23 protein-coding genes, 1 pseudogene and 1 riboswitch are annotated in these 23,118 nt (G+C 69.2%); of the genes and pseudogenes, 15 read left to right on the top strand and 9 right to left on the bottom strand.

Annotated features, from left to right (window positions below):
• Positions 1-42: 42 nt before the first annotated feature.
• The 3 genes and pseudogenes from PBV52_RS50205 to PBV52_RS50195 all read left to right on the top strand — a co-directional run bounded on the left by PBV52_RS50205 (position 43) and on the right by PBV52_RS50195 (position 3,733).
• Positions 43-1,932: a propionyl-CoA synthetase gene (locus tag PBV52_RS50205; protein WP_274249014.1), complete on the top strand. Its 1,890-nt coding sequence runs from the start codon at positions 43-45 to the stop codon at positions 1,930-1,932.
• A gap of 55 nt (positions 1,933-1,987) precedes the next feature.
• Positions 1,988-2,422: pseudogene (locus PBV52_RS50200) on the top strand (ATP-binding protein); the annotation flags it as partial.
• A 243-nt stretch (positions 2,423-2,665) separates the two neighbouring features.
• The gene (locus PBV52_RS50195; RefSeq protein WP_274249012.1) at positions 2,666-3,733 is read left to right on the top strand and encodes an alkene reductase; all 1,068 of its coding nucleotides are present in this window, start codon (positions 2,666-2,668) and stop codon (positions 3,731-3,733) included.
• A 200-nt stretch (positions 3,734-3,933) separates the two neighbouring features.
• Here PBV52_RS50195 and PBV52_RS50190 read toward each other — a convergent pair whose 3' ends face one another.
• Positions 3,934-4,434 (bottom strand): PaaI family thioesterase, encoded by a 501-nt coding sequence (locus PBV52_RS50190; protein ID WP_274249011.1) that lies wholly within the window; start codon positions 4,432-4,434, stop codon positions 3,934-3,936.
• 92 nt (positions 4,435-4,526) lie between these two features.
• On the opposite strand from PBV52_RS50190, the gene PBV52_RS50185 reads away from it, so the two are divergent.
• Positions 4,527-4,994 (top strand): helix-turn-helix domain-containing protein, encoded by a 468-nt coding sequence (locus tag PBV52_RS50185; RefSeq protein ID WP_274249009.1) that lies wholly within the window; start codon positions 4,527-4,529, stop codon positions 4,992-4,994.
• A 133-nt stretch (positions 4,995-5,127) separates the two neighbouring features.
• Positions 5,128-5,700: a TetR/AcrR family transcriptional regulator gene (locus PBV52_RS50180; protein ID WP_274249007.1), complete on the top strand. Its 573-nt coding sequence runs from the start codon at positions 5,128-5,130 to the stop codon at positions 5,698-5,700.
• 112 nt (positions 5,701-5,812) lie between these two features.
• Here the strand turns inward: PBV52_RS50180 and PBV52_RS50175 are convergent, their stop codons facing one another.
• Complete coding sequence (locus PBV52_RS50175; protein WP_274249005.1) at positions 5,813-6,697, bottom strand: alpha/beta fold hydrolase; 885 nt, start codon at positions 6,695-6,697, stop codon at positions 5,813-5,815.
• An 832-nt stretch (positions 6,698-7,529) separates the two neighbouring features.
• A complete protein-coding gene (locus PBV52_RS50170) occupies positions 7,530-8,381 on the bottom strand; it encodes an alpha/beta fold hydrolase (protein WP_274249003.1) in 852 nt (283 codons plus the stop codon).
• A gap of 503 nt (positions 8,382-8,884) precedes the next feature.
• Here PBV52_RS50170 and PBV52_RS50165 point away from each other — a divergent pair.
• From PBV52_RS50165 to PBV52_RS50155, 3 genes are all read left to right on the top strand, one after another.
• Positions 8,885-9,487: a TetR/AcrR family transcriptional regulator gene (locus PBV52_RS50165; RefSeq protein WP_274249002.1), complete on the top strand. Its 603-nt coding sequence runs from the start codon at positions 8,885-8,887 to the stop codon at positions 9,485-9,487.
• A 163-nt stretch (positions 9,488-9,650) separates the two neighbouring features.
• Positions 9,651-10,655, top strand: a complete 1,005-nt coding sequence (locus tag PBV52_RS50160; protein WP_274249000.1) for an NADP-dependent oxidoreductase — start codon at positions 9,651-9,653, stop codon at positions 10,653-10,655.
• A 97-nt stretch (positions 10,656-10,752) separates the two neighbouring features.
• Positions 10,753-11,622: an alpha/beta fold hydrolase gene (locus tag PBV52_RS50155; protein ID WP_274248998.1), complete on the top strand. Its 870-nt coding sequence runs from the start codon at positions 10,753-10,755 to the stop codon at positions 11,620-11,622.
• Positions 11,623-11,929: 307 nt separating this feature from the next.
• On the opposite strand, the gene PBV52_RS50150 is transcribed toward PBV52_RS50155, so the two are convergent.
• The gene (locus PBV52_RS50150) at positions 11,930-12,418 is read right to left on the bottom strand and encodes an amidohydrolase (RefSeq protein WP_274248996.1); all 489 of its coding nucleotides are present in this window, start codon (positions 12,416-12,418) and stop codon (positions 11,930-11,932) included.
• Positions 12,415-12,627 (bottom strand): hypothetical protein, encoded by a 213-nt coding sequence (locus tag PBV52_RS50145; protein WP_373921995.1) that lies wholly within the window; start codon positions 12,625-12,627, stop codon positions 12,415-12,417. The genes PBV52_RS50150 and PBV52_RS50145 overlap by 4 nt, the downstream gene beginning before the upstream one ends.
• Positions 12,628-12,961: 334 nt before the next feature.
• On the opposite strand from PBV52_RS50145, the gene PBV52_RS50140 reads away from it, so the two are divergent.
• A complete protein-coding gene (locus PBV52_RS50140; protein ID WP_274248994.1) occupies positions 12,962-13,813 on the top strand; it encodes an MBL fold metallo-hydrolase in 852 nt (283 codons plus the stop codon).
• Positions 13,814-13,986: 173 nt separating this feature from the next.
• Here PBV52_RS50140 and PBV52_RS50135 read toward each other — a convergent pair whose 3' ends face one another.
• Positions 13,987-15,525 carry an NAD(P)/FAD-dependent oxidoreductase gene (locus tag PBV52_RS50135; RefSeq protein WP_274248992.1) on the bottom strand — a complete coding sequence of 513 codons (1,539 nt, stop codon included), beginning with the start codon at positions 15,523-15,525 and terminating at the stop codon, positions 13,987-13,989.
• Between the two features lie 189 nt (positions 15,526-15,714).
• Between PBV52_RS50135 and PBV52_RS50130 the strand changes: the two genes are divergently transcribed.
• Positions 15,715-16,761, top strand: coding sequence for a Rieske 2Fe-2S domain-containing protein (locus PBV52_RS50130; RefSeq protein ID WP_274248990.1), 1,047 nt, complete (start codon positions 15,715-15,717; stop codon positions 16,759-16,761).
• A gap of 21 nt (positions 16,762-16,782) precedes the next feature.
• Here PBV52_RS50130 and PBV52_RS50125 read toward each other — a convergent pair whose 3' ends face one another.
• Complete coding sequence (locus tag PBV52_RS50125) at positions 16,783-17,643, bottom strand: oxygenase MpaB family protein (RefSeq protein ID WP_274248988.1); 861 nt, start codon at positions 17,641-17,643, stop codon at positions 16,783-16,785.
• Between the two features lie 260 nt (positions 17,644-17,903).
• Here PBV52_RS50125 and PBV52_RS50120 point away from each other — a divergent pair, with 260 nt between their 5' ends.
• Positions 17,904-18,662, top strand: a complete 759-nt coding sequence (locus PBV52_RS50120) for a hypothetical protein (protein WP_274248986.1) — start codon at positions 17,904-17,906, stop codon at positions 18,660-18,662.
• Positions 18,663-18,964: 302 nt separating this feature from the next.
• On the opposite strand, the gene PBV52_RS50115 is transcribed toward PBV52_RS50120, so the two are convergent.
• Positions 18,965-19,777 (bottom strand): winged helix-turn-helix domain-containing protein, encoded by an 813-nt coding sequence (locus PBV52_RS50115; RefSeq protein ID WP_274248984.1) that lies wholly within the window; start codon positions 19,775-19,777, stop codon positions 18,965-18,967.
• Between the two features lie 496 nt (positions 19,778-20,273).
• On the opposite strand from PBV52_RS50115, the gene PBV52_RS50110 reads away from it, so the two are divergent.
• Together PBV52_RS50110 and PBV52_RS50105 are read left to right on the top strand one after the other, a co-directional pair.
• The gene (locus PBV52_RS50110) at positions 20,274-20,717 is read left to right on the top strand and encodes a peptidase inhibitor family I36 protein (RefSeq protein ID WP_373921994.1); all 444 of its coding nucleotides are present in this window, start codon (positions 20,274-20,276) and stop codon (positions 20,715-20,717) included.
• A 20-nt stretch (positions 20,718-20,737) separates the two neighbouring features.
• Positions 20,738-21,124, top strand: a complete 387-nt coding sequence (locus tag PBV52_RS50105; RefSeq protein WP_274248982.1) for a peptidase inhibitor family I36 protein — start codon at positions 20,738-20,740, stop codon at positions 21,122-21,124.
• A 100-nt stretch (positions 21,125-21,224) separates the two neighbouring features.
• Here PBV52_RS50105 and PBV52_RS50100 read toward each other — a convergent pair whose 3' ends face one another.
• A complete protein-coding gene (locus PBV52_RS50100; RefSeq protein ID WP_274248980.1) occupies positions 21,225-21,821 on the bottom strand; it encodes a histidine phosphatase family protein in 597 nt (198 codons plus the stop codon).
• Between the two features lie 59 nt (positions 21,822-21,880).
• Positions 21,881-22,007, top strand: a riboswitch (cobalamin riboswitch).
• Positions 22,008-22,064: 57 nt separating this feature from the next.
• Here PBV52_RS50100 and PBV52_RS50095 point away from each other — a divergent pair.
• Together PBV52_RS50095 and PBV52_RS50090 are read left to right on the top strand one after the other, a co-directional pair.
• Positions 22,065-22,283: a CbtB-domain containing protein gene (locus tag PBV52_RS50095; RefSeq protein WP_046916555.1), complete on the top strand. Its 219-nt coding sequence runs from the start codon at positions 22,065-22,067 to the stop codon at positions 22,281-22,283.
• 13 nt (positions 22,284-22,296) lie between these two features.
• Positions 22,297-23,043 (top strand): CbtA family protein, encoded by a 747-nt coding sequence (locus PBV52_RS50090; RefSeq protein ID WP_274248976.1) that lies wholly within the window; start codon positions 22,297-22,299, stop codon positions 23,041-23,043.
• Positions 23,044-23,118 lie beyond the last annotated feature (75 nt).

Below are 23,118 nucleotides of genomic sequence, written 5' to 3'. Positions count from 1 at the left end.
ACAGCCACACCAACGTCCCTTGATGCCACAAAGGAGTGCGCGATGGGAACATACGAGGATGTCTTCCGCGCCAGTACCGAGGACCCGGAGAACTTCTGGCTGAAGGCGGCGGAGGGCATCGACTGGGATGTCACCCCACGACGCGCCCTGGACTCCTCGGGCGCCCCCTTCTACCGCTGGTTCCCCGACGGTCGGCTCAACGTCTGTTTCAACGCGCTCGACCGGCACGTCGAAGCCGGCCGCGGCGAACAGGCTGCCCTCATCTATGACTCACCGGTGACCGACACCCGGCGCACCTACACCTACGTGCAGTTGAGGGACGAGGTGGCGGCGTTCGCCGGGGCGCTCTCGCGGCTCGGTGTCGGGCACGGCGACCGTGTGGTGATCTACATGCCGATGGTCCCCGAGGCCGTTGTCGCGATGCTGGCCTGCGCACGTATCGGCGCGGTGCACTCGGTCGTCTTCGGCGGGTTCGCCCCGCGCGAACTCGCGCTGCGCATCGATGACGCGGCCCCCAAGGTGGTCGTCTCCGCCTCCTGCGGCATCGAGGGCAAGCGTGTCATCGCGTACAAGCCCCTGCTCGACGAGGCGATCGAGCTCGCGGCCCACAAGCCGGAGAAGAGCGTGATCCTGCAACGCCCGCAGGAGACGGCCGAGTTGGGGCCTCACGATCTCGACTGGGCCGACCTGGTGGCTGCCGCGCCGCCGGCCGACTGTGTTCCCGTCCCCGCAACCGACCCCCTCTACATCCTCTACACCTCCGGAACCACCGGAAAGCCCAAGGGAGTCGTGCGTGACTGCGGCGGCTACGCGGTCGCCCTCCACTGGTCGATGGGGGCCGTCTACGACGTGGGCCCGGGCGAGACGATGTTCACCGGCTCCGATGTCGGCTGGGTCGTCGGGCACTCGTACATCGTCTACGCACCATTGCTTGTCGGTGCGACGACGGTGCTGTACGAGGGCAAGCCGGTGGGCACCCCGGACGCGGGCCAGTTCTGGCGCGTTGCCGCCGAGTACGGGGTCAGGACCATGTTCACAGCACCCACCGCGTTCCGGGCGATCAGGAAGGAGGACCCGCAGGGAACGCTCACCGCGGGCTACGACCTGACCGGCCTGCGCCACCTCTTCCTCGCCGGCGAGCGCCTCGATCCCGAGACCTACCACTGGGCGAGCAATCTACTGGGCATCCCGGTGATCGACCACTGGTGGCAGACCGAGACCGGCTGGCCCATCGTCGCCAACCCGGTGGGCATCGAGGCGGCTCCCCTCAAGCCCGGGTCTCCCACCCGCCCGCTGCCGGGATGGGACGTCCGGGTCCTCGACGCTTCGGGCGAGCCGGTGCCCGCAGGCGTCGACGGCGCGATCGTCGTGCGGCTCCCGCTGCCGCCCGGCGCACTGCCCACGCTCTGGCAGGACGACGACCGGTACGTCGCCTCCTACCTCTCCGCCTACACCGGCTACTACCTGACCGGCGATAGCGGTCACATCGACGACGACGGCTACGTCTTCGTCATGGGCCGCACCGATGACGTCATCAACGTCGCCGGACACCGCTTGTCCACCGGCAGCATGGAAGAGGCCCTGGCCGCCCATCCCGACGTCGCCGAATGCGCCGTCATCGGCGTCGCCGACGCCCTGAAGGGGCAGGTACCGCGCGGCTTCGTCGTCCTGAAAGCCGACGTCGACCGCGAACCGGGCGAGGTCGAGGCCGAACTCGTCCAGCTCGTGCGCGAGCGCATCGGCGCCGTCGCCTCCCTCAAGGACGTCGCGGTAGTAGCCGCCCTGCCCAAGACCCGCTCGGGAAAGATCCTCCGCAAGACGATGCGCGGCATCGCCGACGGGCACGACGAACCCATCCCCTCCACAGTGGACGACCCCGGTGTCATCGAGGCCCTGCGCCCTGTTCTCCGCCGCGCCGGTCACACCCCGTGATCGACTGTCGCCTTCCCTGGCTTACGGTGGGCGGGCGCGCCCGGCTGACTGCCCCACCGGAGCCTTTGACGCCGATCATGTCGCGACCTGGGGTCTCCCCAGCGCCCCGGCAGTCGTCTCCACGGCCCGCGTCCAGGCATCCGATCAACTGACCGCCTGAGGGCTGGAAGAACTGGCCTTCACCACCGAACTCGTGGTGAGCGAACTCGTGGTCAGCGAACTGGTGACGACCGCCATCCGCTACGGCAAGAGCCCCATCAAACTGCGGATGATCCTTCAGTCCGCCCTGACGTGCGAAGTCTCCGACGCCAGCAGCGCCGCCCCGCACCTGCGCCGTGCCCGGGTCTTCGTCGAGGGCGGCCGCGGCCTGCTCCTCGTCGCCCACCCCACCGAACACTGGGGCACACGGCACAACCGCGAGGGCAAGGTCATCTGGGCGGAGCAGGCGATTCCAGCTTCCGTTGCGGAACTCTCATCCGCTCTGGCGTGAGGTTCTTGCGCGAGCTGCGCCGCGCGGCTTCGTGCCCCATGCCGGGACCCACTTGCCACAGCCCACCCGGCAACATAGTATTACGACCGTAATTTGATAGGCCGATGTCGACTCCGACTCGGCCGACGGGCGCAGGGCGGGTGCGTCTTCGGACCCGGAAGCAGAAGGGCCCGGTGTCCACGTCCACGCGGTGTCCGCCCCCGCCCCTTTTGGAACCACCACCCATCACCTGAGGAATCCCCCATGCTCAACGCCTTGTGGAACCCGACCGTCGTCGGAGAGATCTCCCTGCCGCACCGGCTGGCCATGGCCCCAATGACCCGCAGCAGGGCCACCCCGGACGGCGTGCCGACCGAGCTGAACGCCGAGTACTACGCCCAGCGCGCCTCGCACGCTCTCATCATCACCGAGGGCACCCAGCCCTCCGCCGACGGCCAGGGCTACCCGGTGACCCCGGGTATCTACACCGAGGATCACATCGCCGGCTGGCGCAAGGTCACCGACGCCGTACACAAGGCCGACGGACGCATCGTCATCCAGCTGATGCACACCGGGCGCATCTCCCACCCGGACAACACCCCCCACCACCGGCAGCCGGTGGCACCCTCCGCGATCAAGCCGGCCGGCCAGACGTTCACCCCGTCCGGGCTCCAGGAGATGCCGGAGCCGCGCGAGCTGTCCACCGAGGAGGTCGCCGCGACGGTCGACGACTTCCGGCGCGCCGCCGCGGCCGCCATCGCGGCCGGCGCCGACGGCGTCGAGATCCACGGGGCCAACGGCTACCTGGTCAACCAGTTCCTCTTCCCCAGCGCCAACCAGCGCACCGACCAGTACGGGGGCTCCCTCGACAACCGCATCCGCTTCGCGGTGGAGGTCGCCACGGCCGTGGCCGACGAGATCGGCGCCGGCCGCACCGGCATCCGGATCTCTCCCGGCAACCCCTTCAAGCTCAACGACCTCGCGGAGAGCGACCCGCACGAGCTGTACCCGCACCTCCTGCGCGCCCTCGCCCCCCTCAACCTCGCCTACCTGCACATCGGCCACGGCGGCGACGAGGAACTCCTCTCCACCCTCCGCAAGTTGTGGCCGACCACGCTGATCCTCAACCGCGCCGGTGCCGACATCGCCACCCGCGCCAAGGACGTCGAAGACGGTCTGGCCGACGTCGTCACCGTCGGCACCATGGCCCTCGCCAATCCCGACCTCGTCGAGCGCGTACGCTCCGGCGCCCCCCTGAACACCCCCGACCCCGCCACCTTCTACGGCGGCGGCTCGGCCGGCTACACCGACTACCCCACCCACGCCGCCTGACGAAGAGCACGGCGCCCGACGGAATCATCTCCTTCGGGCGCCTGGGCACGACTGCGGCGCACGGCGGCCGGCGACCCGAGGAGTCATCGGGCTGCCACCGACGTGCGCCGCAGTCGTTTCACCTCGCACTCCGGCGTTCTGCGCCGAGATCGAGGGAGTCCGGCATCACGGCCCAGACCGATACCGGTCGCCGCCGAAGCTCACCTCTGCGAGGGAGGCACCGGGAAGAGCATGCAGCTGCTGGTGGCGTGGGCGAGCAGACGGTCTTTCGCGTCGACCAACTGCGCCTGAGCGAGGGCGGTTTGACGGCCCTTGTTGACGACCGTACCGATGGCGCGCACCGTGCCCGTGTCCACGGTGATCCGCCGCAGAAACTTCACGGTCAGGTCAAGTGACGTGTACCCCACACCTTGTGGGAGGGTGGACTGGACGGCACAACCCGCCGCCGAGTCGAGCAAGGTGGCGAAGATGCCGCCGTGCACGCTGCCGATCGGGTTGTAGTGCTCCTCACCCGGTGTCAGGGAGAAGACCGCCCTGCCGGGCTCCACCTCGCTCAGAGTGAAGTCGATGGAGTAGTTGATGGGCGGCCCCGGCAGTCGCCCCGCCTGCAACTCACGCAGGAAGTCGATGCCGGCCATGCGTCCGGCGGCTTCCGCCAGGATCGCGGGATCTTCCCATTGATACGTACGCGTTCGTCCCACGACCGGGCACCTTCCATCTGACTTTTGAAAATGAAGCTAGCTTCCCGCTCACCTGACTGTCAATGACGAAGCCAGGCCCTTACGATGGCGGGATGGAGTGGCTTGAGGCGAGCACGGAGAACTGCCCCGTCCAGCGCACGCTCGACGTGGTCGGAGAGAAATGGACGTTGCTGATCCTGCGTGACGCCGTCAACGGAGTCCGCCGCTTCGACGACTTCCACCGCCACATCGGCCTGTCGGAAGCCGTCCTCAGCGACCGCCTCCGGAAGTTGATCGCGGCCGGCATCCTGAAGACGGTCCCCTACCAGGAGCCGGGCAGCCGCTCCCGCAACGAGTACCGCCTGACCCGCAAGGGCTGGGATCTGTGGCCTGTCCTGATGGCGCTGAGCCAGTGGGGCGAGGCGTACGCCCTCGGCCCCGAGGGGCCCGTACTGGACATCCGTCACACCGACTGCGACGCCCCGGTCCGCGTCATCGTCGAGTGTTCCGCGGAGCACTCCACCCTTACTGCCGCGGAAGTCACCGCCCGGCTCGGACCCGGTGCCCGCATCCGGTCGTGAGCACGCCGGACATGGGCACGCCGGTCATGGGCACGCCGGTCATGGGCACGCCGGTCATGATATTACGCGCGTCAGGCCATGGATTACCCTTGAGTGCGAAGCATGGGCCTTACGGAGCGAACGGAGGAAGCTCGTGGTGCGCTACGCCAAGGAGCACAAGCAGGTGACGCGGCGACGCATCATCGAGAAGGCCGGCCACCGGTTCAAGCAGGACGGCATCGACGGCTCGGGCATCTCCACACTGATGGCGGACGCGGGGCTCACCAACGGAGCCTTCTACGCCCACTTCGCGTCCAAGGACGACCTCGTCGCCCATGTCGTGACCGAGGAACTGCACACGCAGGTCGCGAGGTACGGCACCCTGCGACCCGGCCGCCCGGGACTCGAGGACCTCATTCGCGAGTACCTGTCCCCCGAGCACCGGGACCACCCCGGCCTCGGATGCCCCTCCGCCGCCCTTCTCGACGAGATCGGCCGCTGCGAGGACGGGACCAGGCAGGCCTACAGCGACGGCGCGCGGGCCATCCTGGAGGAGATCTCCGCCCGCCTGACACCCGAGGACCCGCGGTCCGCTCAGGCCAAGGCCATCGGGCTCTTCACCATGCTGGTGGGGACGTTGCAGCTGTCCCGCGCCCTGTCCGACCAGAAGCGCGCCGATGACGTCCTTGAGCTGGGGATCGAGAACGCTCTCGCATTCATGGGGTGAGGCGGAAGGCGAGGTCGCGTCAGTGAACGGGTGCCTCGAGCCGCTCACCCAAAGGGCGCCACGGCCCTGAGGCACCACCCTCGGCCCAGACTACGACCGCACCGCACGCCTTTTACCGCTCGAGGAACTCGAGAGCCGTCTCCACGAACTGCCCGTGGAACTGGAAGATGCCGCCATGGCCGGCGTCGGGGTAGAGGACCAACTCGCCGTTCGGCACTCGCCGCGCCAGGTCGACCGAGTTCTGGGTCGGAACCATCCTGTCGCTCTCGCCGTTCGCGACGAGCACCGGCTGGTGGATGACCGAGAGGTCATGGGGCCGCTCCAGCCCCCAACGGCGAATGGCCTTGAGCTGAGCGCCGTACGACGTGAGAGAGATCGCCTTGTCCCTGCCCTGGGTGCGCTCCTTCAGGCGGGCCAGGAACTCCTTCCCGGCCCGACGCCCATTGGCGGTACGGGTGAAGAAGAGGAACTGCTTCGGGTCCTGAAGGGTGAGCAGCCCCCGAACGGTGTCGAGATGGGACAGCCGGGTCACGTCCTTGATGCCCTCGCCCCCCGCCGGACCGGTACCCGTGAGGATCAGCTTGCGGACGAGGTCCGGATCGGTCTGCGCGATCACCTGGGCGATCATGCCGCCCATCGAGAAGCCGTGGAGATCGACGTACTCGAGCCCGAGCGCCCGGATGAACGTGACGGCGTCCTTCGCCATCGCTTCGATGGCGCGCGGCGTCGAACCGCTGGAAGCACCGACACCCCTGTTGTCGAAGGTGACGACATGACGCTTGGCGGCGATGCCGTCGACGACCCGAGGGTCCCAGTTGTCGAGAACCGCAGCGAGGTGGGTGAGGAAGACCACCGGGATGCCGGACCGGGGACCGAGCTCGCGGTAGGCGAAGGTCACCCCGCCGGCGGTGATGGTGCGGGTCGGTGCGTTCTTGTACGACGTCACGACGTCGCCTCGTACTTCCTGGGAGTCATTCACGGTCGTGCCCTTCGGCATGGGGGGTGTTTCCCTGGCGTCTCCCGGCTGCGGCTGCAGTCTGCGGGGGGCGACGGTCAAAGGCCGCGGACATCGGAACCCTGAGCGGTCGAGCCTCTCAGCATCACGTCCACCATTGAAGTATGACCGTAATTCTATTAGACCGCAAGCCTGCGAGTTCCAGAGATGACGTCTTCGCCGGAGTCGACTCTTCAGGTCGCGGAGGAGGTGCTCGCACCGAGGCCTGGCGCGACAGGTCGGGCACGGTGTGCCCGGACATCGAGCGGTCGTGAAGGTTCGGCGCACCGGGACACGCCGACACCTGCCGACACGACCGCGGACGACCCAAGACGAGTCAGCCGTCGATGACGGCACCAAACGTGAGCGAAGGGTGCGTGGGCGACCCGCCTCGAGGCGTCGAGATCCCAGAGGAATCCGGCGCCCTCAGGACAGCGACGTATCGGAGGGCGAAGGAGGAAGGCCATGGCGGAAGCCGACCGTCGCGCACGCCACGGGCGATGGGGGCGGGCCCGTTGGCGCGCTCCCCCGTGCTATGCCGTCGGCGACGATACGGCGGAGCACCGACATGGCCGGGCCGCCGGTTCGGGAGACCACGTCGACGGCTCGGCGCTCATTGCGCACGCGGGCCGAACAGGCCAGCCAGGTTGCGCGTCGGACATCTCCGCGAGGTCCCGGCGGGGACACGGAGTCGGCCACCAGGTCCCGTGGCGGTGACGTTCGCCCATCGCGCGAGCGCCGCCTCACACAATCCGTGAGGCGGCGTCGGCACGATGCGTCGGCCCCACTGCCGCCCCGCGCTGCGGGGGCGGTGGCGGTGGCGGGGCCAGTGCGGTCAGGCGGCGAGGAAGTCGGCCACCTGCCTGGTGAAGGCCTTGGCGTACTGGAACAGGAACGCGTGGCCGGCACCGGTGTAGAGCACGAGAGTGGCGTTGTCGAGGTGCTGGACCGCGACATAGGAGTTGTGGGCGGGGATCATCACGTCGTGCAGGCCGTTGGCGTAGAGGACGGGCTGCTTGATCGCCTCCAGCTCCGCCACCACCTCGTCGAAGGGCGCCGCCAGAAGGGTGGCCGCCGCGGTGAGCATGCCCTGGGCCGCCACCTCGGAGACCGCAGGACCGCCGGCGGCGAGCCGGGTCGCGACGTGGTCGAAGTGCTCGCGCCCGGCGGCGCGGGCCGTCTCCGTCTCGGGGTAGAACAGGTAGAGCATGTCCTCCAGGTCGGCATCGGGCTTGGCCATGATGCCCAGGACCTTCTCGCTGAAGGGCGGAGCGTCGGGCACCCAGCCGGCCGGGCCGCTGCCCGCCACGACGACCTTGCGCACCAGCTCGGGGCGCCGCACGGCCACCCGCTGGGCCACAATGCCACCCAGGGACCAGCCGAGCAGGTCGGCCTGCGAGAGGCCGAGTGCGTCGATGAACTCGATGGCTCCCTGGGCGAATCCCTCGAGGGAGTCACGCGGCTCGCCGTCGGTGTAGCCGACGCCGACGTTGTCGAACACGATCACGTCGTGGTCGGCGGCCAGGTAGTCCAGGAACTCCGGGTCCCACCAGTCGATGGTGCCGCGGAAGCGGTTCAGCAGGACCAGCGGGACACCGCCCTGCGGACCCATCCGCCGGTAGGTGAACCGCGCGGAGGGGCCCTCGACGATGAGGTCCTCGGCCTTGTCTGCCAGATAAGTGCTCATGATGTCCTTTTCCTCTTGACGGGTGCGCGTGACATCTCGCGGGTCTGCTCGCGCAGCACACCGCAGACGTGCCGGACGGCGGGACGGAGCCTTCGTTTTCTTCGCCGGCGCCCGATGCACCGCGCCGACGCTGTCGACCAGGTCACGCTGCGGCGGATGCCGACCCACGCCTGCCGATTCACTCTGATTGCCCCGGAATCCACCTCGCCGAGTGCTGGGGCGGCACCGGCGGGGGGAGATTGAATTACATTCATAATACTATGCACGGGGGCGAGGGTGCGCAAGCAAGCCCTCACAGCCGAAGCCCTCGGAGCCGACCACACTCCGCGACGCGCAACGAACACCCCCCGAGCGAGGGGACGCAGCGCCACCCGGCACGGCACCTCACCGTCGAACGGGCAGCCACTGGCGCCGCGAGCTCATTGAAGTACGATCGAAATACAATGGCGAGGGCGCCAAGAAAGCGCAAGCAACAACCCCTCCGACGAGCAAAGGAGCGCGCGGTGCGCTACGGGAAAGAGCACAAGCAGGCGACCCGGCAGCGGATCATCGAGGCGGCCGGACGCCGGTTCAAGCGGGACGGCATCGACGGCTCGGGCATCTCAACCCTCATGACGGACGCGGGACTGACCAACGGCGCCTTCTACACCCATTTCACGTCGAAAGACGACCTCGTGGCCACCGCGGTCGCCGACCAACTGCAGGCACAGAACGCGAGCATCGTCGCGCAGGCGGCACCCGGCCGCGCAGGACTTGAGCAGATCGTGCGCTGGTACCTGTCCGCCCAGCATCGCGACAGCTCCGACGACGGCTGCCCCTCCGCCGCCCTGCTCGACGAAATCCGGCGCTGCACAGACCCGACCAAGCAGGCTTACACCGACGGCGTACTGATGGTCATCGATGGCATCGCCGCCCGCCTGGCACCCGACGATCCCCTCTCGGTCCGCACCAAGGCGCTCGGCGCCTACGCCATGATGGCCGGGACACTCCAGCTCTCCCGAGCCCTCACCGACCGGCAGCTTGCCGACGAACTGCTCGAACAGGGCATCCACAACGCCTTCGCCCTGCTGGGCGTGGAACACGGGCACTCCAGACCCGCGACGTGACACACCCGCACCCCCTTGCGGTCCACCGACCCGGCCCATAACATTACGATCATAATCTCAAAGGTTGCGGCGTCCGGCCGACACCCAGGGAAACCCTGGATGCCCAGGAATCCCGCGATGCACATCACCGCCGTCCACTTGCGGACGAGATACGGAGACGACGATGAGGGCCTTCACGGTAGAGCGCTACGGCGACAAGGCCGGCGTGCGGGCCGGTGAGGTGCCGGACCCGGAGGTGGGCGCGGACGACGTGCTGGTCCGGATCCATGCCGCGAGCGTCAACCCGCTCGACCGCATGATCCGGGACGGGGAGCTGAAGGCGATCCTGCCGTACCGACCTCCGGTCGTCCTGGGCAACGACCTCGCCGGAATCGTGGTCGAAGTAGGCGCGGCCGTCACGCGCTTCGCGGTGGGCGACGAGGTCTTCGCGCGGCCCGACAAGGACCGGATCGGCACGTTCGCCGAACTCATCGCGGTGCACCAGGACGACGTAGCGATCAAGCCGGCCACGCTGACCATGGAGGAGGCGGCATCCCTTCCCCTGGTCGCCCTGACCTCGTGGCAGGCGCTGGTCGAACGGGCGAACATCCAGCCGGGCCAGAGAGTCCTCGTCCACGCGGGCTCCGGCGGCCTGCGCACCATCGCCATCCAGCTGGCGAAGCACTTGGGTGCCCACGTGGCGACGACCACGAGCACGGCCAACGTCGACCTGGTGAAGCGGCTCGGCGCGGACGTTGTCGTCGACTACAAGAAGCAGGCGTTCGAGACGGTGCTGCACGACTATGACGTCGTCCTGGACTCGCTCGGCGGCGAGACGCTTCTGAAGTCCCTGGACGTGCTCAAGCCCGGCGGACAGGTCATCAGTGTCTCGGGCCCTCCTGATGCCGCTTTCGGCAGGGAACTGGAAGTGAATCCGGTCATCCGGCTGGTGATGTCCGCGCTGAGTTCCCGGATCCGGCGACGCGCCCGGCGGCGGAACGTGACGTACTCGTTCCTGTTCATGAAGGCCAGCGGGGACCAGCTGCGCGAGCTCACTCCGCTCATCGAGGCCGGCAGGATCCGGCCCGTCGTCGACACCGTGTTCTCGCTCGAGTCGGCCCCAGAAGCGCTGGAGTACCTCGAAACAGGGCGCGCGAAGGCAGGCAAGGTCGTCCTCAAGATGGCGTGAGGGAGCACCGACCGGTCAAGGCGCTCCGCGGGCGCCGGCACAGCACCACCCGCGGCAACGAGAAGTGCCCTGAAACTCGCTACAGAAGGACCTGGACATGAACACACCGCGGAATTCACCGTCCTCCTCGCCGTCGTCGTACCAGAACGCGCCGACCCGCTCCGTGTCCGTCCGCGGCGAGGACTTCGCCTACCGGGAACTCGGCCCTGAGGACGGCGTGCCGCTGATCCTCCTGATTCACCTGGCCGGGGTCCTTGACAACTGGGACCCGCGCGTCGTCGACGGACTCGCCGCACGACGTCGGGTCATCGCCTTCGACAACCGCGGGGTGGGCGGATCGAGCGGCTCCACGCCGGACACGATCGAGGCGATGGCCCGCGACGCGGTGCTGTTCATCCGAGCCCTCGGGTTCGACCAGGTCGACCTGCTCGGCCTGTCGATGGGCGGCTTCATCGCACAGGTCATCGCGGAACAAGAACCTCACCTCATCCGCAAGGTCATCCTGGCGGGCACAGGACCCGCCGGTGGCCCCGGCATCGACAAGGTCCCGGCGCTCACCCTCCAGGCCACGCTCAAGGGCGCCCTGACCCGCCAGGATCCCAAGCTCTCCCTCTTCTTCACCGAAACCGAGGGCGGTCGGCGGGCGGGACGGGCCTTCCTGGAACGGCTGAAGGAGCGCACGCACCACCGCGACAAGGACATCTCGTTGCCGGCGTTCCGAGCCCAGCTGAAGGCCATCAAGCAATGGGGCCGCCAGGCGCCGTCGGACCTGTCGGAGATTCGCCAACCGGTGCTCGTGGCAAACGGCGAGAACGACCGCATGGTGCCCAGCCACAACACACTCGACCTGGCCGCCCGCCTGCCCCGGAGCGAACTCGTGCCCCTCTACCCGGATGCCGGACACGCGGGGATCTTCCAGTACCACGATGAATTCGTGGCAAGGGCACTCGAGTTCCTTGGGTCCTGAACCCGAGCCAAGCCACGCTGCCCGCACCTTCACGCTCGCACAACGCCCTTGGAAACGTCAGCTCGGCCGTCACCGTTCGCCGGCCCTGGCCGTGGAAGGCGGCCCCACCCTGCTCAGCCGTGCCTGAGTGCGGCCCTGTACGTCGTCGGTCGGCCCGCGCGACGAGAGGGCGTCCAAGCAAACAGTCGCGCTGGGTTGGCGCACAGTATCCGCAGGGCTTCGGTGGGGCTGAGTTCCGCCGTGAGCCAGGTCGGGGTGCTGTAGACACGGCCATTTGCTCATGCCGGGTCCACGGCCGGTCGCTCCCTCACAGCATCCGCTCATCGCCTCCGGCGCTCAGCAGGCTACGCACCATCGCAGTGGCCGCCTGCGGCGCCGAACGACAAGGCACGGCCGCCTTCGCCCACACGTGCTGTCCGGCCAGCAGGCGGGAGAGCGCAGCGGATCCGGGGTAGGACAGAGACAAGGCCGCCGGCAGCCCCCGATGATCGACAACCACCGCGCCGGGCCACCCGAGCAGCCAGGGTTCCAGCTCCTCCCACTGGCGTTGCTGTGCCTGGACTTCCAAGTGGAGTCCAAGGGCGGCGAGTTCGTGCACCAGTCGCTGCCAGAGCCGATCTTCCAGCGGGGGCACCGGGCCGCTGATCAGGTTGAGGCGGATCCCGCACGCACCCGTCTCCAGGAGCCGGTCGAGCTCTTCCCCCCGACGTCCGGGGTCTATGACGGCCACGCCGCGGAGGGGCCCCGGCGCGCCTTGCCTCGTCGGTGCCCTCCGGCGGTCGTCCGCCCTCCTCACGCCAGCGGTCCAGGAGCGCCTCGGCGCCCGCGTACGCGTCCAGGCAGCCCAGGGCGCCGCAGCGGCAGCCGAAGAGGACGACCACGGCGCTCAGGGCTGATGTCCGTCTCGGCGAGGACTTCGGCGATGCCGTCGCGGATGTGGCCGGCGATGACCTCGACGTCGTAGCCCTGGCGCTCCGGCAAGGGGGCGCAGCGCTGCTTGGGCATCGAGAGGTCATGGAAGCCGTCGGGGAAACGGGCGGCCGGGTCGGCCCGCAGCCGGCGTCCAGGATCCGGCGGCCGGCCACGTCTCCGGCCAGGGCCATCATCGCGGGACGCGCGTAGTACGCGTCCGTCGTCGCAGCTTGGTAGTCACATGATCCGCCGGACGGAACTTTGAGAGCCCGCGGCCATGAGCAGATGTGCGCCTGACTGGGGTCGTCGCGTTTGCGGTACATCGCGGCTGCGCCGACGTACCGGCCTGCACTTGACGTGGGCCTGCCGCGGGGCTGGACTGGAGTTATGGGCGCTGCGGGCGAGTTCCGTTCTAGGGAGAGCAGCGATGGCAACCATGCAAAGTTTCGATCTCCTACAGCCGTACAAGATCGCCGAGGAGACATTCGTCATCCCGTGGGCCCTTGAAGCCCCGCCGGTCGGACACTTCCCGATGAATTCGATGGTGATCCGAGGAGCCGAACCGGTGCTGGTGGACACCGGGGCGCCAGCGGTCCGTTCTCAGTGGCTGGAGGCTGCATGGTCCGTGGTGGATCCGTTGGACGTGCGGTGGATCTTCCTCACGCACGACGACCGTGATCACGCCGGCAACCTCTTGGCGGTGCTCGCTGCATGTCCGAACGCGACACTGCTGACGACATGGTTTTCGATCGGGCGCATGGCCGAGGAATGGGAGACGCCGATCAACCGGTGCCGCTTCATGATCGACGGCGATACGATCGATGTGGGTGACCGAACGCTGGTTGCCAAGCGGCCGCCTTTGTACGACAACCCCACGACCCGCGCCCTCTTTGACCCGCAGAGCAATGTCCTGTGGGCGGTGGACACCTTCGCGACGAACGTGCCTGATCCCATGCCCGAAACCAGCGGGCTGTCCGCGGATGAATTTCGCGACGGCCAGTTCTTTGGCGGGCGTTTGGTCTCGCCCTGGGTCGCATTGTTGGATGGCCAGAAGTTCCGGGCGGTGGTGGACGACTTCCAGCGGCTGGATGCCGAGGTCATCGCCGGCTGCCACACGCCGGTGATTCGCGGGCCGCAGATCGCCGAGGCGTTCGATCTTCTCCGTCGACTTCCTGAGATTCCACCGTGGCCAGAGTTCACGCAGGCCGACCTGGACCAGTGGATGGCGATCGCCGAGGGGTCGGTCCCGCCGGAACAGCCACGGCCGTCGGCCACGTGACGGGGGCGCGGCCCTGACCTACAGCGAAACTGGTCTCGCGGATCTCGTGCACATCATTCAGCCCTCCGCGTTACGCCCCGCTGGAAGGCACCAAGAACGGCCCCGCCCGGCCGTGGGCGACGGCCCCCTCAACGCCCGGCGTCGCTGGGTCCGCAAGTTCCACCCCACCACCCCTACTGGAGTCGGCCCGAGGGCCGGGCCCACAGACCATCCCGCTCGGCCCCAGCCTGGGCCGGCAGCGGCAGCGACCAGGTGTAGGCCTCCGGGTCGAAGGCGTGCAGGCGCTTGACGAGCCTGGCGGTCGACCAGGGCCAGCAGAAGGTGTTGATGCCGGGGAGGCCGAAGTAGTAGCCGGTGCCGCCGGCGGCGTTGTAGACGGTGTGGCGCAGCGCCTCGTGCAGGGCCTGCTGGTGGGCTGTTTCGGCCTCGGGCTTGACATCCAGTGCGGACGCCCCGCTGGTGCGCAGGTGGTTGAGCGCGGCGGTGATGTAGCGGAGTTGGGCTTCGAGGACGGTAGGGACGGCGGTGGTGCCGGTGAGCAGATTCGGGCCGATGAGCAGGAAGAGGTTGGGGTATCCGCTGACGCTGGTGCCCAGGTAGGCACGGCGGTTGCCGGCCCAGGTCTGGGCCAGTGTGCTGTCGGTGCCGTGCAGATGGGGGGCCAGCGGGATGTCGCCGATGTGGTATCCGGTCGCGAGGACGATGATGTCGGCGCGGGTGCGGGTGCCGTCGGCGCCGATGACGTCGGAGCCCTCCACGGCGGTCACGCGGGTGGGATGCAGCCGCACGTTGGGCCGGGTGAGGGCGGCGTAGTAGGTGCCGGAGGTGATCAGGCGGCGGCCGCCGAAGCGGTAGTCCGGCGTAAGGGCCCGGCGCAGGGCGCGGTCCCGGACCGAGGTACGCAGATGGAAGCGGGCCAGGGCCTCCAAGGGCCGCAGCAGGTGGGGGTGACGCAGGGGTACGCCGATGGCTTCCTGGGTCCAGTGGTGCAGGCCGCGTAGTGCGCGACGTGCCGCGGGGTGGTGTTCGAAAAAGCGGTGGAGTCCCGGAGGGAGGGGGTAGTCGGGTTTCGGCAGTACCCACTGCGGCGTGCTCTGGAAGACGTCGACATGAGCCGCCTTCGGCTGGATCTCGGGCAGGAACTGGACGGTCGACGCGCCGGTGCCCACCACTGTCACGCGCCGTCCGGTCAGGTCGACTTCGTGGTTCCAACGCGCGGAGTGGAAGGCGGTGCCCGAGAAGCTGTCGAGGCCGGGGATGTCGGGATGGCGGGGCCGCTGCCAGGGGCCGGTGGCGACGATCACGGCGCGGGCGATGTACGTGCCCGACGTGGTCTGCAGGCTCCAGCGGTGCGCATCCGGCTGCCAGCGGACGCTCAGCACCTCGGTGTCGTAGCGGATCGCCTTGTGCGCGCCGTGCGTCACCGCCGTGGTGTCGAGGTAGTCCAGAATCTCGGACCGGTCGGCGAAGCCCCTGCTCCACGAGTGGGGCGCGAAGGAGTATTCGTAGAGCACCGACGGTACGTCGCAGCCGCACCCGGGATAGGTGTTGTCGCGCCAAGTCCCGCCGAGGCGACCGGACTTCTCCAGGACGACGATGTCCTCGAAACCGGCCCGGCGCAGCGCGATCACTGCGGCCACGCCGGAGAGGCCGGCCCCGATGACGACGACTTCCGCTTCATGACGATGGTTGTCGATGCTGTCGTCGGCCACCGGCGCCCCCTGCCTGCCTTGTGAGCGCCCCGCCACTGATGCCGAACCGCCCCTGACTGATTACTCAGAGCGACCGATCGTAGTGATGCCCGAGAGGACCTGTGACGATATGGACGGCAGGTACCCCGTAAGGGGGATCTTGCTGGGTGGGCTGAATGCCGGGCGTTTTCCTGTGTTTGGCTGCCGCCCATGACGATGAGGGACGAATTTCCCCGGTCTCGTAGTCCCCACGCCGACGTCGACGAGCCGGGGCGGCATCTGCCGTACCCCAGTGGCTGGTTCTGCCTGGCGCGGTCACGCGAACTGGCCCCCGGCAACGTCCTGACCCGCCGTTTCATGGACGAGGACATCGTCCTCTACCGCACGCGCGACGGCCGGCCCCGCGCCGTGCATCCCTACTGCCCGCACCTGGGCGCTCATCTGGGGGCGGGCGGCACCGTGGAGGGCCAGAACCTGGTATGCCCCTTCCATCGCTTCGCCTTCGCCCCCGACGGCACGTGCGTCGGCACGCCCGACGGCCCGCCTCCGCGCGCCCGCCTGCAGCACCACACCGTCATTGAGCGCAACGGCTTCCTCTTCGCCTGGCACGAGCCGGATGGCGCTCCACCCACCTGGGAAGTCCCTGGCACCGCCCAGGCCGGAGTCGTTCCGACAGCCTCCTGGAGCACGGAAGTGCACACCCACGCCCAGGAGATCATCGAGAACACCCTCGACTACCGGCATCTCCCGGTCCTGCACCACGTCTCCGTGCAGGAACTCGACCCGCCGACGCCCCAAGGCCCGCTCCTGCGCATGCGTCTGCGCCTCGGGCTGGACCGGCCTCCCGCCCTCAGACAGAAGATCCAGGCCGACCATACGTTTCTCCTGGCCGGCCTTGGACATCTCCGCGTCGAGCTCCCGCTGCCCTCGCTCGGACTCGTCAGCTACCTGTGGGTCATGCACACACCGACCGGGCCCCGAAGTACCCACATGCTGGTCGCGACGGCCTGTGCAGACATCCGCAAGCAGGACGCCACTGAAGCGTCGCTCCCACGGCGTGGCCTGCACCGGGCCTTCGCCCACGCGATGCTGCGCACCGCGGTCGGCAAGGTCCATCAGGACCTGAGGATCTGGAACACCAAACGCTATGAGCCACGACCCCGCCTCGCCGCGAGCGACGAGGCCATCGGCTTGTTCCGCCACTGGGCCCGCCAGTTCTACCCGGCGCCGGGAGAGGCGAGGGCGACCTCAACCTGAAGAGCCGGCGGTTCCGGGCGCTCATGTGGGACGGGACTGGCGCGGCGGGGTCATGGCCCAGCGGATGGTCCGGGTCAGGGCCTGTCCGGTGGGGCGTACGGCAAGGTCCTCGACGACCCGCAGCCGGGGCAGCCACAGCATGCCTCGGGCCCAGGGCGGGAGCAGCGCGACGGCGTTCGCGGCCAGCCCGCCGTAGAAGGGCCGTACCGCAAGCGGCAGGGGTGGCTGGAACAGCAGGAAGCGGGCGGCTGCCCGCGCCTCGGCTGTGGCCCTCAGCTCAGGTCGGTAGGCGGTCAGGCGCTCGGACAGCTCGCGGCGGTCGCGCGGTGGGTCGCTCACCCCCAACGCCTCGGCGACGCGGGCGGTGTCGGCGACGTAGGCGTCGTAGCCGGCCGCGTCCAGCGGGCGGGCTCCGTAGCGTTCGTGGGCGCGCAGGAAGCTGTCCGTCTCGGCGGCGTGCACCCAGCCGAGCAGGTGCGGATCGGCCGCGTGGTACGGCACGCCCTCGGCGGTCGTCCCGCGGATCCGTTCGTGGATGCCGCGGACGTGGTCGACCGCCCGCTGGGCGTCCGCGGCGGTGCCGAAGGTCGTCACGGCCAGGAAGGTGCTGGTCCGCTGCAGTCGGCCCCACGGGTCGCCGCGGTAACCGGAGTGTCCGGCCACCGCCGCCATGGCGAGCGGATGCAGGGACTGCAGCAGCAGTGCGCCGAGCCCGCCGATGAACATCGAGGCGTCACCGTGGACGGTGCGGATCGGGCGGTCCGGTCCGAACCAGCGCGGGCCGGGGGTGTGGTGGATGCGGGCACGTGTCGCCGGTCCGTCGGGGCCGGCGACGCGGCGGAACAGGGCCTGGCCCAGCTGTTCACGGACTACGGTCAGCACGGTCGGCCTCCCTTCCCTGCTGCCCAGTGTCCGCGATGCCCGCCCGAACCCGGGCAGGACGGCGCGGTTCATCGACCGGTGGGCGCTTGCCGTGCTCACGGTCCGATGCCGGCCACACGTACGGCAGGTCGTCGGGCACGCCCGGAAATGGGCAGCCACCTGGCCCGTGTTCAAATGTACGGGCGGGGGACGCGTGGGAATGGTGGGGAGGCACGGTGAGCTCGGCTGGGCACAGGGTGATACGGAGCGTCGCGTGGCTGATGATCGCCGGCGTCGCTCTCGTCATGGGGGTGGCGTCAGCCTTCGAGGTCCGCGGTGCGCTGGAGCGGGAGCGGGAATTCCGTGCCGCGCCGGCGTGTGCCACCGTCCCGGTGAAGGCGTCGGGCTGTCTGTGGGAGCAGGAATTCACCGTTCAGACGGCCGAAACGCACCGCGGAAAGAGGAACAAGTCACCAGAGGCTGAGTTGCTGCTGCCAACCGGCAAGCCGTGGGAAGTGACGTTCCCGCAGACGGATCCGGTGGTGTCGGAGATGGAGCCGGGCGACAAGGTCGTGGGCCTGATCTGGCACGGGCAGGTCGTCGAGGTCCGGGACGCCGACGGACGGCGGCAGCAGACGTCGTCCGGGCCCGTGGGCTGGCCCGAGGACCGCCTCGGCGGCGCGCTCGCCTGTATCTCGTTCGGCCTGACCGCCTTGGTCGGAGGACTGTGGCCACTCTTGGCGCGGGGCAAGCGGCGTCACGCGAAAGCAGCGACCGTGGTGCGGTGGCACGGCGTCGGCATGGGTGCCACAGCCATCCTGACGCTCTGGGCACAGGCGGCCAACGACTGGCCGATATGGGCGATCCCGGCGATCTGGGGGCCGCTCGCGCTGCTCATCCTGGCATCCACGGTGGCTTTCGCCCTCGCCGCCCTGCGCGGCGACTTGGACGACGACACCCCGTCCACCCCGCGAGTACCTCCGCCATCGACGGGCGGACCTGGCGGGACGGCAATGGGGGCAGGGAGCGGCCGGTCCTGATCCGGGACGCCGTCGGCTGTGATGCGGCGGGTGCGCGTGGCGGACACTGGGGTCAATGGGTTATGGCCCATGCGTGACGGCTGGTCAGCCGGTTTCCGCTTGTTCGGCTTGGGCCTCGGTGTGGGCGAGACGGCAGGACTCGGTGCCGGCCTGGTGATGGCGCCGTGGAACGTGAGTCGGTCGACAACGGCCGCGCAGAGGTGCTGGCCGTCGTAGGACGGTTGGGCGCCCCCGCGCCCCGGACAGTGCCCCATCATGAACGCCTTTTCATCGGCTCGGCCCACGCCGTGCACCTGTGTACATCATCGGCTCCCCCGAACCGGCACCCGGCGAGTGCGGTGACCATCCGGGTTCCCCGGCGCGGTACCGCAGCAGGTGCCCTCCCTGTCACAGCACGGGCTTCCCTCCGTCGGCGCCTCCCGGGACCGGTTCGCCGTCAGCAGGCTGAACCCCAACGGAGTGGGAACATGCAGCACGGTGTTCCTGTCGCGGACCGACGCGGTCAACCCTGCCTCCCGCAGGACCTTGACGTGTTCGCTGGCCGTCGCCGGGGTCACCCCCGCGCGCCGGGCCACCTCGCTCGTCGTGCAGCCGTCCTCCAGGGCTTGGAGCACGGCCGCCCGCCCGTGGCCGATGAGTCTGCCGAGCGTCCGGGTGCCGGCCGCCGCCTGCCGAGGCAGCCACCAGTGGTGTGTCCGGGCGACCGGATAGACCAGCACGGGCGGCAGGCGCGGGTCGGTCAGGGTGATCGGTGCCTGCCAGCAGAAGACGGAGGGCACCAGGAGCAGTCCCCTGCCCTCGAGACGCAGGTCGCGATCGAGTGGGTACTCCGCTTCCAGCAGCGGCGGACGCCAGCGAAGTGAAGGGCCCAGTGTCGACAGCAGCGCGTCGACACCGCCCCGCAGCATTTCCCGCGCGCGTACGGCCCGGTCGGCCTCGATCTGCGCCCGCACCGCGGACCAGAACGGCGTCAGGGCCGCATGGAAGTATCCGTGGAGCGCCTGCCCGAGGTTCTCCAACGCCGCGGGCTCACCGTCCGCGAGGGGACGCAGCCACGACGGCGCCGCCGTGAGCACGTTCATCTCCTCGCCCAGCCGCCGGCGAGGCGTCGACATAATCGCCCGGACACCTTCTGGCAGCCCCTGTGAGGCTTCCGCCGGATTGAGGAAATCGGGGAAGTTGCCGCGGGGCGGTGCCAGTGTTTTCACCAAGTGCAGTTGTTGAGGGGGCAGTCGCCGTAACCGGGCCCGTGCCTGCGTGCGCCAGGCCCCGAAGACGGCCCGACCCTGACGCGTCGCCAGAAGATTCGCACTGAGCACGATCTCCCACAAGGGGTCGGGAGAGGCGGCGACGCGCGTTCTGAGCAGGTCTTCGTGCGTGAAATGCACACGGAGCACGGGGAACTCTCACAATCGGTCATGCGATTGCCGAAGTATCTGCATGAAATGGTCGCTTGGATAAGCAGGTCCCGAAATATCCTTTCACGCCAACTCGCCACCGCATTCCCCCGGTCACCGCGCGCCACATGGCCTCGATGGGCGGCGTGCACGTCCATCCGACCCGTCACCAGCACCTTTCGGCGCACGCCGAATCACCTGGCAGGAGCCGTCGGTGACGGGCAGTCTGAGGGAGGTACGCGACCAAGACCTGCACCACCGGCCAAGGGGGAAGAACGACATGCACAAACGTGCTGCTATCGGAGCGGTGGTGGCCGCGGCTTTCACCGCCGTGTTGGCCACCGCGCCGAGTGCTTCGGCCGAACCCAATCCGCCCGGTTGCGCGAAGGAGTACTTCTGCGCCTACAGCGGAGAGAACCAGACCGGGCAACTCGTCATGAAAACCAAGGGAAACTGGACCGGCAACGTCGCCATCCGGTCGGTGTTCAACAACGGGGTTGCTTTTCCGGGCGCCGACCACGTCGACGTGACGTACACGTCGCCCGGGGGCGGCGGGGAAACGGCCTGCCTGCACTACAACCCCGGCCCCGGCGCCTACAAGGTGAACGCGGCTGCCGGCGTCCACATCACCAAGGTCGTATGGCGCGGCGAGTGCTGACTACGGGAGGGGTTCTCACCATGCTGACCGGAAAGCGACTCGCCACACTGGGCACCGGCACCGTCGCGGCGGCCTTCCTCGGCGTCCTCGCGGTCGCCCCGACCGCATCCGCGGAGCCGAACCCGCCCGGCTGCGCGAAGGGGAACTTCTGCGCCTACAGCGGCGCCAACCAGACCGGACGGCTCCTCCTCGCCGTCGAGGGCAACTGGTCCGGCAACCTGGCCGTCGGCTCCATCTTCAACAACGGGGTCGCCTTCCCGGGGGCGGACCACGTCGATGTGACGTCATTCCTCGGCGGCCAGCCGTCGACCGACTGCTTCCACTACAACCCCGGGCCGGGCAGGTACAAGGCCAACGCCGAGCCGGGGCTCACCATCACACGTGTCGTCTGGCGGGGCGAGTGCTGAGTCGGTGACACCGCGGTCGTACGGGCCGGCGCGGTCGTCGCGTCGGCCCGCACGGTCACAGACGACGCTCCACGTCGCGACAAGCAGACCCTCTACCTCGTCAACTCGCTTGCCCTCCCCCGCTGGTGCGGGGCAGTGGATACGGCACCATCCGTAGATTCCAGCGGCCACCCCGGCCGGTGAGCTGGAAGGCGGCCAACGGCGGAACGTCGATCCGCCAGAACGACTGCTGGGGTGCTCCCAGCGCATGCACCACCGCGGCACGCGCCACGGCCTGTTCCACCACGCTCAGCACCTGCCCCGCATCGGCCGGCAGCGCGTCCAGCCAGGCGGCGATCCGACGGCACACGTCCGCCACGGATTCGCCGCCGTGCGGGGCCGCGTCCGGATCCGACATCCATACGGCGAGCCCGGCACCGTCGCCGGCCGCGACCTCGTCGAGGGTCCGGCCCTGCCAGCTGCCCATGTCGAGGTCCCGCAGCGCGGGTTCCACGACAACGGCGTTCCACCCCAGGGCCTGTGCTGTCTGCCTGCACCGCTGCGAAGGCCCGGTGTACCTGGCGCCGGCCACCGGCAGCATTCCGGCGGCGGCCCGCGCCTCCCGCAGTGCCCGCTCGTCCAGGGGCGCGTCCGCGCCGAAGCGCACGTCGCGCTCGGTGGACGCAGCCGAGCACAGCAGCGTGAGTCGCACGGTCATGAAAGGCCCTTCCCACGAGGTCGGTTCATCGTAGGTGGCGTACGCCATGTTGGCCGAAGTTCATATTGCCCCTACCATCTGGGGCGACAAGGACGACAGCGCCACGGAAGCCGGTGCAAGCCCGGCACGGTCGCGCCACTGTGTGCCACCCGGCCAGCCAGGCGAGGGTGGTGAGTCAGACCCAACGCTGTCGTCGAGTGCTCCACACGACGCGGGACGCGATGTTCCCGAGGAGGTCTCGCCATGGCGCAGTCCACTGCTGCCCCCACTCCCACCACTCAGACCCTCACGCCGCTGCCGCTGCGGGCGATCGCCCCCTGGGCCGTCTTCTTCGGCGTTCTGATGCTGGTCCTGCTGTACTTCGTCGGCGCCGAGCAGGGCGCCACGGCCGTGGTCTCCGGTGAGGGTGTGCACGAGTGGGTGCACGACGCCCGCCACCTCCTCGGCTTCCCCTGCCACTGACGGAGCCGCTTCCATGAACTCCGTCACCGTACGCACCTTGCTGGTGCGCGGCATGCTCGCCGGCCTCGCCGCCGGCGTGGTCGCCTTCGTCTTCGCCTATCTGGTCGGGGAGGGCCCCGTCGACGCGGCCATCGCGTTCGAATCGGCCAACTCCCATGAACACGGCGGCGAGGAACTCGTCAGCCGTACCCTGCAGTCGACGGCCGGTCTGGCCACGGGCGTGCTCGTCTTCGGTGTCGCCATCGGCGGCATCGCGGCGCTCGCGTTCTGCTTCGCGCTCGGGCGGATCGGCCGGTTCGGCGCCCGGGCGACGGCCGGGCTGACCGCGCTCGCCGGGTTCCTCCTGGTCTACCTGGTCCCGATCCTCAAGTACCCGGCGAACCCGCCCGCCGTCGGCAACCCCGACACCATCAGCGAGCGGACCGTCCTGTTCGTCGGGATGATCGCGCTGAGCGTGCTGCTCGGCGCAGCGGCCATCCTGCTCGGCCGCAGGCTCGCCCCGGCGTGGGGCAACTGGAACGCCTCCATCACCGCCGGTGTCGCCTACGTCGCGGCGATCGCGGTCGCGATGGTCGTCCTGCCAACCGGGGACAACACTCCGAAGGGCTTCCCGGCGAACGACCTCTGGGAGTTCCGCGTGGCCTCGATCGGTATCCAAGCCGTGCTGTGGGCGGCGTTCGGGCTGGCGTTCGGCTTCCTGGCCGAACGCGTCCTCGAACCGCAGCCCGCCCGCGGCCGTGTTTCCACGCTGGCCGCCTGACCGTCGGAGACATTCGGCGGGGTCTGCCGGGGGCGCGCCCGGCAGACCCCGCCGTTTCTCGTCGCATCGCCTGCC

The sequence above is a fragment of the Streptomyces sp. T12 genome, assembly GCF_028736035.1.
GTDB lineage: Bacteria > Actinomycetota > Actinomycetes > Streptomycetales > Streptomycetaceae > Streptomyces.
Note: the sequence above shows the minus strand (reverse complement) of the source record. Positions and strands in the feature narration are given on the sequence as shown.